Origin of the sequence: Xylanibacter brevis ATCC 19188 (assembly GCF_000621725.1) — a bacterium.
Taxonomy (GTDB): Bacteria; Bacteroidota; Bacteroidia; order Bacteroidales; family Bacteroidaceae; genus Prevotella; species Prevotella brevis.
Window position 1 is genome coordinate 39137 of the sequence record NZ_JHXM01000001.1, and the last position, 13655, is coordinate 52791.

At 53.0% G+C, this 13655-nt stretch carries 12 protein-coding genes; 6 read left to right on the forward strand and 6 right to left on the reverse strand.

The window, feature by feature from the left end:
* Positions 1 to 3: 3 nt before the first annotated feature.
* From T433_RS0100130 to mraZ, 4 genes are read right to left on the reverse strand one after another with little or no spacing between them, the layout of a single operon-like run.
* Positions 4 to 2133 carry a penicillin-binding protein gene (locus T433_RS0100130; protein WP_027454377.1) on the reverse strand — a complete coding sequence of 710 codons (2130 nt, stop codon included), beginning with the start codon at positions 2131 to 2133 and terminating at the stop codon, positions 4 to 6.
* A gap of 9 nt (positions 2134 to 2142) precedes the next feature.
* Positions 2143 to 2613: an FtsL-like putative cell division protein gene (locus T433_RS0100135; RefSeq protein WP_052342181.1), complete on the reverse strand. Its 471-nt coding sequence runs from the start codon at positions 2611 to 2613 to the stop codon at positions 2143 to 2145.
* A 17-nt stretch (positions 2614 to 2630) separates the two neighbouring features.
* Positions 2631 to 3545, reverse strand: coding sequence for a 16S rRNA (cytosine(1402)-N(4))-methyltransferase RsmH (gene rsmH / locus T433_RS0100140; RefSeq protein ID WP_027450678.1), 915 nt, complete (start codon positions 3543 to 3545; stop codon positions 2631 to 2633).
* On the reverse strand, positions 3542 to 4000 hold the full coding sequence (gene mraZ, locus T433_RS0100145) for a division/cell wall cluster transcriptional repressor MraZ (RefSeq protein ID WP_027450679.1): 459 nt from the start codon (positions 3998 to 4000) through the stop codon (positions 3542 to 3544). Before mraZ ends, rsmH begins: the two co-directional genes overlap by 4 nt.
* A 260-nt stretch (positions 4001 to 4260) precedes the next feature.
* On the opposite strand from mraZ, the gene glsA reads away from it, so the two are divergent.
* Positions 4261 to 5082: a lyso-glycine lipid O-acyltransferase GlsA gene (gene glsA / locus T433_RS0100150; protein ID WP_027454378.1), complete on the forward strand. Its 822-nt coding sequence runs from the start codon at positions 4261 to 4263 to the stop codon at positions 5080 to 5082.
* A 20-nt stretch (positions 5083 to 5102) separates the two neighbouring features.
* Entirely contained in the window at positions 5103 to 6095 is a 993-nt protein-coding gene (glsB, locus tag T433_RS0100155; RefSeq protein ID WP_027450681.1) for a glycine N(alpha)-acyltransferase GlsB, read from the forward strand.
* A 414-nt stretch (positions 6096 to 6509) separates the two neighbouring features.
* Here glsB and dgt read toward each other — a convergent pair whose 3' ends face one another.
* Positions 6510 to 7838 (reverse strand): dGTP triphosphohydrolase, encoded by a 1329-nt coding sequence (gene dgt, locus T433_RS0100160; protein WP_027454379.1) that lies wholly within the window; start codon positions 7836 to 7838, stop codon positions 6510 to 6512.
* A 120-nt stretch (positions 7839 to 7958) separates the two neighbouring features.
* On the opposite strand from dgt, the gene dut reads away from it, so the two are divergent.
* Genes dut through T433_RS0100180 form a run of 4 tightly spaced genes read left to right on the forward strand, consistent with a single transcriptional unit; the run spans position 7959 to position 12482 of the window.
* Complete coding sequence (gene dut, locus T433_RS0100165) at positions 7959 to 8393, forward strand: dUTP diphosphatase (protein WP_044108919.1); 435 nt, start codon at positions 7959 to 7961, stop codon at positions 8391 to 8393.
* A complete protein-coding gene (locus tag T433_RS0100170; RefSeq protein WP_027454380.1) occupies positions 8390 to 10087 on the forward strand; it encodes a tetratricopeptide repeat protein in 1698 nt (565 codons plus the stop codon). The genes dut and T433_RS0100170 overlap by 4 nt, the downstream gene beginning before the upstream one ends.
* Complete coding sequence (lolB1, locus tag T433_RS0100175; protein ID WP_027454381.1) at positions 10084 to 10932, forward strand: lipoprotein insertase outer membrane protein LolB1; 849 nt, start codon at positions 10084 to 10086, stop codon at positions 10930 to 10932. Before T433_RS0100170 ends, lolB1 begins: the two co-directional genes overlap by 4 nt.
* Before the next feature lie 32 nt (positions 10933 to 10964).
* The gene (locus tag T433_RS0100180) at positions 10965 to 12482 is read left to right on the forward strand and encodes a peptidoglycan DD-metalloendopeptidase family protein (RefSeq protein WP_027454382.1); all 1518 of its coding nucleotides are present in this window, start codon (positions 10965 to 10967) and stop codon (positions 12480 to 12482) included.
* A gap of 53 nt (positions 12483 to 12535) precedes the next feature.
* On the opposite strand, the gene T433_RS0100185 is transcribed toward T433_RS0100180, so the two are convergent.
* Positions 12536 to 13609, reverse strand: coding sequence for a M20 family metallo-hydrolase (locus T433_RS0100185; RefSeq protein WP_027454383.1), 1074 nt, complete (start codon positions 13607 to 13609; stop codon positions 12536 to 12538).
* Positions 13610 to 13655: the final 46 nt, after the last annotated feature.

A 13655-nucleotide genomic window follows, 5' to 3' on the forward strand; every position in this document is an offset into this window, starting at 1 on the left:
TTGTTAGTTCAGCTCCAGCGTGCAAATCATGCCATCCTTCAGATGACTGCCTGGCGCAATGCTCTGGCGCACCACGCGTCCCTTGCCTTTCACGCGAGCCTTGATGCCTTGCTTCTCCACGGCATAGACCGCATCGCGGGCACCCATTCCGATGGTGTTTGGCATCTGGTGAGGAGCGGTCTTCGCAGCCTCAAACTTCATCTCGCCCGTATGGATGCCCAAGTGCTCGAGCACATACTTCGCGTTCTTCGTGTTGCCGCCCTTCACGTCGGGGATAAACACCGACAGCGAGTCGCGGGCATCCTCCACTCTCAACTTCAGGCTCTTGGCCATCACGCCCTCAGAGATGTTATGGAACACCGCACCCGACATAGCACCACCTGAAGCAGGCAGTCCCGACTTCTTCAAGCAGACGATACAGCTGTACTGAGGATTGTCGGAAGGGAAGTATCCGCAGAACGACAACCAGTAGTCCACCACGCCGCTCTTGTAGCCGCCGGCCTTTGCCACCTGTGCCGTACCGGTCTTTCCCGATACCTGGAACGAGTGCGAACCGGCCCTCTTACCCAGTCCCTGGCTGACCACATGGCGCAGCACCGTCTGCATCATCTTGACAGCCGACGGTTTAGCGATGCGCTCTTTGATCACTTCAGGCTTTGTCTCGTAGATCACCTGACCGTCTTTCACGATTTTCTCGACGAAACGTGGGCGCATCATCTTACCATTGTTGGCAATGGCGTTGTAGAACGTCACCGTATTGATAGGTGCAATCTGTGTCTCATAACCGATACTCATCCATGGCAGCGTGGTCTTACTCCAGTAGTCCGAGCGCTTCGTGGTCTTGGTATTCGGCATACGTATCTTAGGCGGTGCATAACCCACGATGGGGAGCTTCAGGTCCTGACCGATGCCCACACGGTAAAGTCCCTCCACATATTTCGTAGGATTCTTGCCGTAGAATTTGTCTATCACATAGCTCACACCGATGTTACTACTTACCTCCAGCGTGCGGGCCGCGTTGATCACACCATAGCCTCCACGGTGCCAGTTGTGGTCTTTCATCTTAGCACCATGCATCTGCATGATACCGCAACCGGTGTCTATCGTATAGGTGGTGTCGATCACACCATCGTCGAAGGCCACCAGGAACGAGGCCACCTTGAACACCGAACCAGGCTCACAGCGATAGCTGATGGCATCGTTGAAGCGCTCGTAATATTCGCCGTCGGCACCGCGACGCATGTTGACAATGGCCTTCACATTACCCGTCTTCACCTCCATCAGGATGACAACACCCATCGAGGCTTCCCATTTCTTCAGCTCTTCGATCAGTGCCTGTTCGGCCAAGTCCTGCATGCCCACATCGATGGTGGTCACGATATCGGCACCAGCCACGGGCGATTTCACGGTGAAGGGCACCATGCGGTTCAGCACCTTCTGCTTACGACGGATGCCCACCTGACCACGCAGGATAGAGTCGTAGGTCAGTTCGATACCGAAACGAGCCGTGTCCTTACCGCCCTCAAAGCTGCGGATGTCGCCAATGGTACGTTCAGCCAGCGAACCGAAGGGGCGACGACGCGCCACGAAGGGCTCGGCATGGAAGCCATACTTGTTTTTGGGCAGGTTGAAATAGGGCAACTGCAACACCTCGCAATAGGTGTTATAGCTAATTCGCTTGGGATAGATCTTCCAGTGGCGCGCACCGACAGAGCCGTCGCGCAGCCTCTTGTTGTGTCCTTCCTCCAGGCGTTCCTTGAATTTCTCGGCCGTCCAGTCGGGGAAGATATCATGCAGTCCGTTGCACAGACTGTCCAGTTTGCTGTAATACACCGAGTCGCGCTTGTGGGTCCATGCCGTATCCTCGCGGTCGCCCGGCTGAAAGTCCATGAATATCATGTATTCAGGAATACTGCTGGCCAACAGCTGGCCGTCGCTGCTCAGGATGTTACCGCGGTCAGGGCGCACACTGTCACTGTCGCTCTTCAGTCGATCGGCCACCACCTCCCAGTAGCTTCTGCCCACAGTCATGGTATAGCCGGCCTTGAAAACCACGGCCAGACCTATCAGCGTCAACACCACCGCAATGGCGAAATAACGCGGCATCACCTTTTCTTTGTTAAACCTGCTCACGACTCTGTCTTATTCTTCTGGGATGTTAATAATATAAGGGGGCTGGTCGCTGATTCTCAGCAGTGAGTCATTGTTCTCACGCAGCACCTTCAGCACATTACTCTGTCGGCACAGCTCAGTCAGATTGCTCGAACTGGCCAGTGCCTTATACTTAGCATCGGTCAGCACCTTCTCCAGGTCGCTGATCTCGATCACGTCTTTCTGACACTGATAGCGGAAACCCACATAGACCGTGGTCAACAGCATAATCAGCAGAATGAGCCACACATGATGACGCACGAAGACCAGCAGATGGTCGCCGCCCAGAATCTGGCGCAGCGTCAGCGTACCGGTCATATCATCGTCGTCCTCAGTAGTGCTTTCTTTCAACTGCTCGTAGGCCGACGATGTTTTTTCATTTTCATCAGATGTTTCCTCGGTGGATGTCTCTTCAATGATGAGCTCCATGTCGGATAGTGTGGTTCCGTCGTTGTTAGTCATTCTGCATTATGTTATCTTTAAATTTTCTCGGCTATTCTCAATTTGGCGCTTCGGCTTCGAGGGTTGTTTTCCAGCTCCTCGGCAGAGGGTGTTGTCACTTTATTATTAATAAGGTGTAACGGACTCTTCACCCTTCCGAAGAAGTCTTGTTCCTGTCGCCCTTCGGCATTGCCGCTGCGCATCACGTTTTTCACGATTCTGTCTTCCAGCGAGTGATAGGTGATCACGCTCAGTCGGCCTCCAGGCTTCAGCATGTCGCAGGCGCCGAGCAACATCTCGCGCAGGGCATCCATCTCGTGGTTCACCTCTATACGCAGGGCCTGAAACAGCTTGGTCATTTCCTTCTTCTCGCGCTCGCGCTGAAACAATTTTTCGGTGACCTGCATCAGCTGTCCGGTGGTCTCTATGCGCTGCTGCTGGCGCGCCTTGGCCAGCACGGCAGCTATCTTGCGGGCGTTCTTCAGTTCTCCGTAGAGGTAGAACACGTCGGCCAGTCGCTGTTCGTCGTAGTCGTTCACCACGTCGGCGGCCGTCATGCCCGCACGCTTGTTCATACGCATGTCGAGCGGTGCGTCGAAGCGGAACGAGAAACCGCGCTCTGCATCATCGAAGTGATGTGACGACACGCCCAGGTCTGCCAGCAGACCGTCTATCTGTTCTACGCCATAATAGCGCATCCAGTTCTTGAGATATCTGAAATTGCTCCTCACGAAGGTGAATCGCTCGTCGGCCACGATGTTGTTTTCTGCATCGGCATCCTGGTCGAAACTGTACAGATGACCCTCGGCCGACAGGTGCTGGAGGATTTCACGCGAGTGACCGCCACCGCCGAACGTCACGTCCACATAGACGCCGTCAGGACGTATAGCCAACCCCTCTACGCTTTCTTTCAGCAGTACAGACACATGATATGTTTCAGCCGTCTTGATCATCCTTCTTTCACCCCGCTATTCATGATTTGCTTCAGTTTCTGAGAGAACTCCTCCTGACTCAGGAATGGCTCGGAGGTCTTCTCGGTGGCCCATATCTCAATGGCATCGTTCATGCCAATGAAGCGCACCGACTGCTCGATCTCTGCCATTTGCAGATAGCGCTTAGGAATCAGAAAACGTCCATTGCCGTCGAGCGTCAGCACCTCGGCCTCTGAGACATATTGTCTCAACACCTGCTGACCCATGTCGTCCCACTCGCTGATTCGCTCCAGTAGCGCATCCATGCGGCGGTTCCACGTCGATTCCGGGTAAAGCACCAAGCATTTCTGATGCACATCCTTGCGCATCACCAGCACCTCATCGCCTGCTGCCTGCAGCACCTTTCGGAAGGTGGCCGGCAGAAAGACGCGTCCTTTGGCGTCGGTTTTTGCTTCTATGTTACCTAAAAATCGCATGCGAACAATAATTATAGAGTCTCGGATGCAAAAGTAATCATTTTCCTCCACAATCCCCCACATTTCCCCACAAATTTTCATCAAACAACTAAAAAAAATCATTTTTTCTTTTTTTAATACATAGCATTACACACTTGGTCATTTTTGTGCAATGTCACTAAATTATCTTAATTAATGTAAAATTGCACATTTTAAGGCAAAAATGTGCTGAAAATGAAAGTTTTTGAGTACTTTTGCATGCCGTTAAAATAAAGACACGCATGGAGAAGACCATCGATATAGACAAGGTACTGAAAGGCAAAATGGGCAGCAAAGCCCGTTGGGTGCCAAGACCTCTCGTCTGGTGGCTGAAGCACATCGTTCATGAAGACCAGATCAACACCTTCCTTTGGAGTGCACGCAATCTGCAAGGCACACCATGGCTAAAGGCTGCTATCGACTTCCTAAACGTGAAGATCGAGGTAAAAGGACTGGAGAACCTGCCCGCCAAGGACGACCCCAAGCGCTATACATTCGTGAGCAATCACCCACTGGGGGGCATCGACGGCATCGCCATCGGCTCTGTCATCGGCGAGCACTACGACGACAACTTCCGCTATCTGGTCAACGACCTGCTGATGAACCTGCCCGGCTTGGCGCCGCTGTGCATCCCCATCAACAAGACTGGCAAGCAGTCGCGCAACTTCCCCGCCATGATTGAGGCTGGTTTTCAGGCCGACACGCACATACTGATGTTTCCTGCAGGTCTCTGCTCGCGCAAGCGCAACGGCAAGATTTGCGATCTGGAGTGGAAGAAGACGTTCATTGCCAAGAGCATCGAGACCCACCGCGACGTGGTCCCCGTCTATTTCGAGGGACACAACAGCAACTTCTTCTACCGACTTTCGAACATCAGCGACCGCTACGTGAAGAAGGTGAACATCGCCATGCTATTTCTGGCCGACGAGATGTTTAAGAACACGGGCAACACGTTTACGATCACATTTGGAAAACCCATATCCTGGGAGTCGTTCACCAACGACAAGACACCAGCAGAGTGGGCTAAAACAGTCAAAAAACAAGTTTACGAATTAGCACGATAAAGATACAAGCAAACGAAAACATGGAACAGCCGATTATTGATCCAATACCCGTCGAAGTGCTCAAGAGCGAACTCACGCCTGAGCGACAGTTGCGCATGACCAACAAGAGCAACAACCTGATCTATGTTGTCACGGCACATAATGCCCCCAACGTGATGCGCGAAATAGGACGACTGCGCGAGATTGCCTTCCGCGAAGCGGGAGGTGGCACCGGCAAAGAGGTGGACATCGACGAGTTCGACACGTGCGAGAACTGCTACAAACAGCTCATCGTCTGGAACCCAGAGGCCGAGGAGATCATTGGCGGCTACCGCTATCTGGAGGGCAACAAATGGGACATAGACAGTAATGGTCAGCCCCACCTGGCCACCAGCCACATGTTCCACTTCTCGGAAAAGTTCCTCAAGGAGTATATGCCTTACACCATAGAGCTGGGCCGTTCGTTTGTAAGTCTGCCCTACCAGAGTTCGAAGATGGGAGCCAAGAGTTTGTTTGCGCTCGACAATCTGTGGGATGGACTGGGCGCCCTGACGGTCATCATGCCCAACGTGAAATATTTCTTCGGCAAGATGACCATGTATCCCTCATACATCCGTGAGGGACGCGACATGATTCTGTATTTCCTAAAGAAGCACTTTGACGACAAAGAAAAGCTTGTCATCCCGATGAAACCGCTAAAAATTGAGGCTAACGAGGAGGACATGAAACGTCTGTTCTGCGAGGATTCATTCAAAGAAGACTATAAGATACTGAACCGCGAGATTCGCAAGTTGGGCTATAACATTCCACCTCTGGTGAATGCCTACATGAGTCTCTCGCCCACCATGAAACTGTTTGGAACGGCCATCAACTATGGTTTCGGCGACGTGGAAGAGACTGGCATCCTGATTGCCATGGACGAGATACTTGAAGAGAAGCGCGTGCGCCACATCGACTCGTTCATCAAGGATCACCCCGAGGCGCTGAAGATCACGAGCGGTGCCAACAAGGTCATCTACAAGGAAAAGAACTAAATAATGATTGAGGCCAAAACGCATTCTGTTTTGGCCTCAATTGTATCCCTACATCAGCCCTTTTACAAACCAATACTGTCACTATTGACACGCAATACTGCTACTATTATCGTGCAATAGTGCCACTTTTATCATGCAATAGTGCCACTTTTATCATGCAATAGTGCCACTTTTGGTCCTCATCTAGGGTCTAGAACGCACCATTCTAGACTCTAGACGCTGCCATTCTAGACCCTAGATTGACCCATTCTAGACTCTAGAAATGAACTTTCTAGCCCCTAGAACAAAAACGAAACGAAAAGTATAGGAAAACAAAAGGGGCACTAGCAGGTGCTAAAAGGGGCTGAATCAGTTGTTTATTCAGCCACAACAACAGCACCATTCATATACCTTTTGGCTATTAAAAAATCAAGTTTAAATGATAGGCAACGAGATACCACAGATCTTCTGATAGACATCGAGGGCATAGACATCGGTCATTCCACTGATGTAATCGATGACAGCCATGAGGCGAACTTCCAAGTCTTCGTGTTCAATCTCATACTGGCTCGACACACGACCAATCAGCTGCTGAGAGTAGTAGCGGTCGGGATGCTCGATAGCCTCGACCATCAGTTCCATGAGCGTGGCCATGATGCGATAACCCGACAACTCCACATCGAGCACAGGTTTACTGCGATAGATGCGACTCTTCGAGACCTCAGCACAATGGACATAGGCCTGACGCGGCACCTCAGAGATATGATTGATGAGCGAGCCTTGGAAGGTACCCTCCAAAATCTCGTCTTCGTGGGCCATAAATGTCTGGTAGCACTCGTGCTCCAGCAGTCCGATGACGCAGGCACGCAGGTACTGTATCTGCTCGTTGGGGTCATAAAGCAGTTCTTCGTCGATGCGCTGCATGATGTGTTTTTTGCCCATTTCATCGAAGAACGAGAGCATCAGTTCCTTCGCCTCAGCGAGGTTCAGAATCTTCAACTTGTAGGCATCCTCGAGGTCCATAATCTCATAGCAGATATCGTCGGCAGCCTCCACCAGATAGACCAGCGGATAACGTGCCCAGCGCTCGGCACCGTCTTCCGTCTTCAGACGGGGAATGCCCAGCATGTTGGCCACGGTGACATAGTCGTTGTGCTCGGGTGTGAAGAAACCGAACTTGTTTTTCTTGGCAGCATACGAGGGATAGGGATACTTCACGATGGAAGCCAGCGTGCTGTAGGTCATGGCAAAGCCACCCTTTCGACGCCCTTTGAAGCTATGGGTGAGCAGACGGAAGGCGTTGGCATTACCGTCAAAGCGGGTAATGTCCGACCAGAACTCTGGCGACACCTTCTCTTGCAGATAGGCACCTTTGCCCTCGGTGAAGAATGTCTGGATGGCCTTCTCGCCAGAATGGCCGAAAGGCGGGTTGCCCAGGTCGTGCGCCAAACAGGCTGTGGCCACAATTTGACCGATTTCACCGATGAAAGGGCCCTTTTCTCCGCGTGCCGACAAGGCTGCAGCCACATCGTTGCCCAGCGACATGCCGACGCTGGCCACCTCGAGCGAGTGCGTCAGTCGGTTGTGCACAAAGATACTGCCAGGCAAGGGGAACACCTGGGTCTTGTTCTGCAACCGACGAAACGGCGCCGAAAAGATCAGTCGGTCGTAGTCGCGTTTAAACTCCGTACGGTCATCATGACGTTCCAGATGACGATGCTCTTGTCCGAGTCGACAATTAGAAATCAGTTTTTCCCAATTCATCTTCATGGCTACAAAAGTACAACATTTTCAGCATAAAAACACAATTTAGCAGAAAATTTATGGCTGATTCAATTGTTTTTACTAATTTTGCACCTTATATAACACACATACATGACGCGTATGAAGATTAAAGTCGTAAACAAAGGACACCAACAACTTCCGGCCTATGCCACCGCATTGAGCGCTGGCATGGACCTGCGTGCAAATATCGACGCTCCTATCGAACTGAAACCCATGGAGCGCAAGCTGATTCCCACGGGTCTGCACATCGCTCTGCCCGCCGGCTATGAGGCACAGGTGAGACCGCGCAGCGGACTGGCCTTGAAGAAGGGCATCACGGTATTGAACTCGCCCGGCACCATCGATGCCGACTATCGCGGCGAGGTGGGCGTGCTGCTCATCAACCTGTCGGCCGAGCCCTTTGTCATCAACGATGGCGAGCGCATTGCCCAAATGGTGATTGCACGTCACGAAACGGCCGAATTCATCGAGGTTGACGTGCTCGACGAGACCGAACGTGGCGAAGGTGGATATGGACATACCGGTGTGAAATGAGAAAGACTTTAGGCATACTGGCAGCTTTTCTGTGCTGTCTGGGCACCACAGCCCAGACCGACTCGCTGCGCAAGTATGATATCTACTTCCACGAAGCGATGCTGCAGCGCCAAAAGGGCCACCACGATGCGGCCTTCGACCTGCTGCAACGCAGCCTGGAACTGAACCCACAGGCCTCTGAGGCCTACTATTTCCTGGCGCAATACTACTCTGAAATCAAGGCGCCCGACAAGGCGATCGAGCACTTCAAGCATGCCACCGAACTGGAACCGGCCAACAAGACCTACATGGAGACGCTGGCACATGCCTTCATCGCGAAGCAGAACTATGCCGAGGCCATCGACGTCTTGGAGCGGATGTATGCCACAGACAAGAGCCGACAGGACTTCCTGGAGATGCTGTACCGCCTGTACCTGCAGGAGAAGAACTTCGAGAAGGCCATCGATGTGCTGGACCGCATGGAGGCCATCGACGGCAAGTCAGAGCGCATCTCGCTGGCCAAGAGCGGCCTGTACTTCCAGATGAGCGACCACGAGAAGGCGCTGGAGGAAATCAAGGCGCTGTCGGACCAGTATCCCAACGACCTGAACTACCGCACCATCTATGCCAACACGCTGTTGGCCAACGGTGACAACGAACTGGCACACGACGTGCTGATGAAGATACTGGAGGAGGAGCCCGACCACGTCAAGGCTCAGCAGACGCTGCGTAACTACTTCATCAGCATGGAGGATGCCGAGGCGGTGGACTCACTGACACGCTGCATCCTGCTGAACCCCAAGGCTAACACCGAGGATAAGGTGATGCAGCTGCGCCAACTGATCAGCGAGAACGAACAGAGCGGCGGCGACAGCACGCAGATACTGACCCTCTTCGACTCGATGCTCGACGTGCCTCAGCCCGATGCTGACATCGCCGAGATGAAAGCGGCCTATATGGACCTGAAGCAGATGCCACGCGAAGACATCGCAAAGGCACTGGAACAGGTGCTGACGCTGGCCCCCGACCGTGCTTCGGCACGTCTGCATCTGGTGCAGTATGCCTGGGACGACGAGGACAAAGACCGCGTCATCAGCCTGTGTCAGGCAGCGCGACAGTATAACCCCGAGGAGATGGCCTTCTACTACTATCAGGGCATTGCCTATTATAATAAGGGCGACACCGACCATGCGCTGGAGGCATTCCAGAACGGCATCAGCGTAATCAACGAAGAGAGCTCTACGGAGATCGTGTCAGACTTCTACGCCGTGATGGGCGACCTGCTCTTCCAGAAGATGCGCGAACGCGAGGCTTTCGCTGCCTACGACTCTTGCTTGCAGTGGAAACCCGACAACATTGGCTGTCTGAACAACTATGCCTACTACCTGAGTGTGAAGGGCACCCGACTGGACGAGGCCGAACAGATGAGCTATAAGACCATCAAGGCCGAACCGAAGAACTCCACCTATCTGGACACCTACGCCTGGATCCTGTTCATGCAACAGCGCTATGCCGAGGCTCGCATCTACATTGACCAGGCCCTGCAGAACGACTCTGTGATTGGCGGTGTGCTGAAAGAGCATGCTGGCGACATCTACATCATGAACGGCGACACGGAGGGTGCGCTAAAAATGTGGAAAGAGGCATTGGAGCTAGACCCTAAGAACAAGATTCTTATTAGAAAAATAAAACGCAAAAAATACATCAAGCAATGAAACTATTCAACTACGCCAAAGCGGTCATCCTGATAGCACCGCTGCTGCTGACTGCCTGTTTTTCGAAGAAGCAAGTGGTCACCCAGCCAACTCCTCAGGTCACCGAGAGCCTTGCTCAGGCCGAGATTTTGACAAAGGTAGCTGAGAACTCGCAAGCCCCACAGTTTGTCAGTTCTAAAGTGAAGTTCTCTATTGAGATAGGTCCGCAACAGGTGTCGCTGACGGGCAACCTGCGCATTAAGCGCGACGATGTCATCCGCCTGCAACTGATGGCCTTCGGCTTCGTAGAGGCTGGTCGCATCGAGTTCACCAAGGACTATGTGCTGATCATGGACCGCATCAACAAGATGTATATGCGTGCACCCTACAACTACATCGACTTCCTGCGCAACAGCGGCATGAACTACTACACGCTGCAGGCACTGTTCTACAACGAGCTGTTCAAGCCCGGAGAGAAGAGCCTCAACCGCAAGAAGATGACGGGATTCCAGACCACGCTGAACGACGATGATGCCATCATCTCGCTGGAGAAAGACAGGATGAGCTACAGCTGGCTGACCAACCCCAACAGCGGTCAAATCAAGATTGCCAACATCATGTATCGCGACAGCTATAAGGGCAACTCGCAACTCACGTGGGAGTATCTGGGCTTCAAGCCTCTGGCACAGACACACTTCCCCAGCGACATGAAGATCACGCTGACAACACCCAGCAAACAGGTGAAGATGGGCATGAAGTTCAACAACCTGGAGACGAATAGCGACTGGGAGACGCGCACCACCATCAGCAATAAATACCGCGAGGTGGATGCCGAGGAGATACTGCGCCGCATCATGGCTCTATAATCAAGACACTATATAATAAGGATAACTGCGATATGAAGAAAATCTGTTTCCTGCTCATGGTACTCATGTGCTTCGGCCTGTCTTCTGCCCAACAGCGAAAGACGCAGACACGCCGTAAGCCTGCCACCACGCAGACTCAGGCCAAAAAGAAGAAGACAACTGCCAAGAAGAAGACGACTACCAAAAAGGCTGTACCCAGGAAAAGCGAGAAGGAACAGCTACAGGACAGGAGAAAGAAGATTTCACAGAACATCGCAGCTCAGAAGAAACGTCAGGTGGAACTGGAGCGCAACGTGAAAAAGCGCATGCAGGACGTGCTGGTGCTGAACAATGAGATCAGCGAGAAGCGTCGCACCATCGACAGTATCAACTCTGACATCACCAACCTGAGTGCACACATCGAAGTGCTGGACTCACAACTGGTCATCCTGCACCAGGAACTGGTGGAGCGACAGGAGCGCTACGCCAAGTCGATGCGCTACATGTATCGCAACCGGAAGGTGGAGAACAAGCTGATGTTTGTGTTCAGCGCCAAGAACGTGAACCAGATGTATCGCCGCATGCGCTTCATGAAAGAGTATGCCACATACCAGAGGGCTCAGGGCGAGGCGGTGAAACAGAAACAGGCGCAGATAGAAAACAAACAGGAGGAGCTGAGAAACACGAAGAGCGAGAAGACCACCCTACTGAACCGTGGTGAACGCGAGAAGCAGACGCTGGAGAAACAACAGACCGAACAGAAGAAGATGGTGGCCTCGCTACAGAAGGAACAGAAGACGGTGGCTAGCATCATTGCCCAGCAACAGAAGGAGGAGGCTGAGCTGGATGCACGCATCGAACGACTGATACAGGAGGAGATAGCACGCGAGAAGGCACGCATCGAAGCTGAGAAGCGACGCCAGGAGGAACTGGCCCGCAAGAAGAAAGCCGAGGAGGAAGCACGCAAACGACGCATCGCCGAGGCAAAGGCGCGCGAGGCGAAGGCACGCGAAGAGGCGCGCATAGCCAGAAACGAGGCCGAGAAGAAGGCGGCACACGAACGTGCTAAGCGAGCTGAAGAGGAACGAAAGACTGCTGAGAAGGAGATTGTGGAGGCACGAAAGGCGGCACCAGAGCCTAAGCTGATGGCTGCCGATGCCGACGCGAAGCTGAGTGGCAGCTTTGCCAGCAACAAGGGTAAGCTGCCTATGCCTATCACGGGTCCTTACCAGGTGGTGCGCGGCTTCGGCTCTAACGTGGTAGATGGTATGAGCCATGTGCACCTGAGCAGTAAGGGTCTGCACCTGAAAGGTCAGCCTGGTGCGTCGGCACGCTGTGTGTTCGACGGTGAGGTGACCAAGGTGTATGCCACGGGCAAGGGCTACATCGTGATGGTGCGCCACGGCAAGTACATCTCTGTATATAGCGGTATGGCCAGCGTCAGCGTGGCTGCTGGTCAGAAGGTGAAAACCAACCAGGCATTAGGAAAGCTGGGATCCACCAATATAATGCAATTCCAACTGCGCAACTGGACCGAGCTACTGAACCCGATGCTGTGGTTAAGAAGATAACGATACTGATTTTCTAAGTTTTTTCATGGAGGTCGATTGATAGTGGAAACACATCAATCGACCTCGTTTATGGTGATATCGAGCAGTTGCAGGTAGGTATGAAATGCCTGCGCGATCTCGTCGATACGGATAAACTCGTTGGCTGAATGAGAGCGTGATGACTGGCCAGGGCCTAACTTAAACGAGGGGAAGGACATCAGGGCCTGGTCTGAGAGTGTGGGCGAACCGAAGGGTTCCATGCCCATCTGCAGGCAGCGCTGGATGAGCGGATGCGTCTCGCTGATGTGCGACGAGTGCAAACGAAACGAGCGGGCCTTGAGTTCGCAGCGCTTCATGTGCTTTTCGAGGAAGGCAAAGACATACTCGTTCTGATAGTATTCGTTGGTACGGATGTCAACGACGAAATGCAACTGGTCAGGGATGACGTTGTGCTGCGTACCGCTTTCCACCTGTGTCACCGTCATCTTGGTATTGCCCAGCAACGGACTTTCCTTCGTAAAGCGATAGTCGCGCAACCAGCACAGGTCGTCGAGGGCTTCGTAGATGGCATTCACACCTTCATTGCGGGCGGCATGACCACTCACACCATGGGCATAGCCATCGATCACCATCAGACCTTTCTCGGCAATGGCAGGTTGCATGCCTGTGGGTTCGCCAACGATAGCCACGTCGATACGGGGCAACAGGGGCAGTGCATGCTCCACACCATTCTTGCCGCTGACCTCCTCTTCGGCAGAAGCCAGATAAACCAGGTTATAGTTGCGGGGACGCTGCGCCATCACACGGAACACCTGCAACAGCGTCACCAGACCGCCGCCGCAGTCGTTGGAACCAATGCCATAGAGGCATCCATCCTCCACGGAGGGCTGATGCGGGTCGCGTGTCCAAGTGGCCACGGGCTTCACCGTGTCGATGTGTGCATTGAGCAGCACCGTGGGGCGCGATTCATCATAATCGCCGGCCACCACCCAGAGGTTGTTGCACGAGCGGTTCACCGCCAGTCCCCACTCTTTCATCACGGCTTCAAGGTGGTTGGCAGCGGCGGTCTCATCGCGACTGACACGCGGTATGGCTATCAGTTGTTTCAACAACTCTACAGCCTCGTCTATATACTTATTCTCGTCCATATCTCGTGCAAAAGTATTAAAAAGGAATGGAATAATCAAAGAATAA

Bases quoted from the DNA above. Each gene is read 5' to 3' on its own strand.
- mraZ (WP_027450679.1), bottom strand. From the start codon at position 4,000: ATGCGATTTTTAGGTAACATAGAAGCAAAAACCGACGCCAAAGGACGC.
- dgt (WP_027454379.1), bottom strand. From the start codon at position 7,838: ATGAATTGGGAAAAACTGATTTCTAATTGTCGACTCGGACAAGAGCAT.
- dut (WP_044108919.1), top strand. From the start codon at position 7,959: ATGAAGATTAAAGTCGTAAACAAAGGACACCAACAACTTCCGGCCTAT.
- T433_RS0100185 (WP_027454383.1), bottom strand. From the start codon at position 13,609: ATGGACGAGAATAAGTATATAGACGAGGCTGTAGAGTTGTTGAAACAA.
- T433_RS0100180 (WP_027454382.1), top strand. From the start codon at position 10,965: ATGAAGAAAATCTGTTTCCTGCTCATGGTACTCATGTGCTTCGGCCTG.
- glsB (WP_027450681.1), top strand. From the start codon at position 5,103: ATGGAACAGCCGATTATTGATCCAATACCCGTCGAAGTGCTCAAGAGC.
- T433_RS0100170 (WP_027454380.1), top strand. From the start codon at position 8,390: ATGAGAAAGACTTTAGGCATACTGGCAGCTTTTCTGTGCTGTCTGGGC.
- glsA (WP_027454378.1), top strand. From the start codon at position 4,261: ATGGAGAAGACCATCGATATAGACAAGGTACTGAAAGGCAAAATGGGC.
- rsmH (WP_027450678.1), bottom strand. From the start codon at position 3,545: ATGATCAAGACGGCTGAAACATATCATGTGTCTGTACTGCTGAAAGAA.
- lolB1 (WP_027454381.1), top strand. From the start codon at position 10,084: ATGAAACTATTCAACTACGCCAAAGCGGTCATCCTGATAGCACCGCTG.
- T433_RS0100135 (WP_052342181.1), bottom strand. From the start codon at position 2,613: ATGACTAACAACGACGGAACCACACTATCCGACATGGAGCTCATCATT.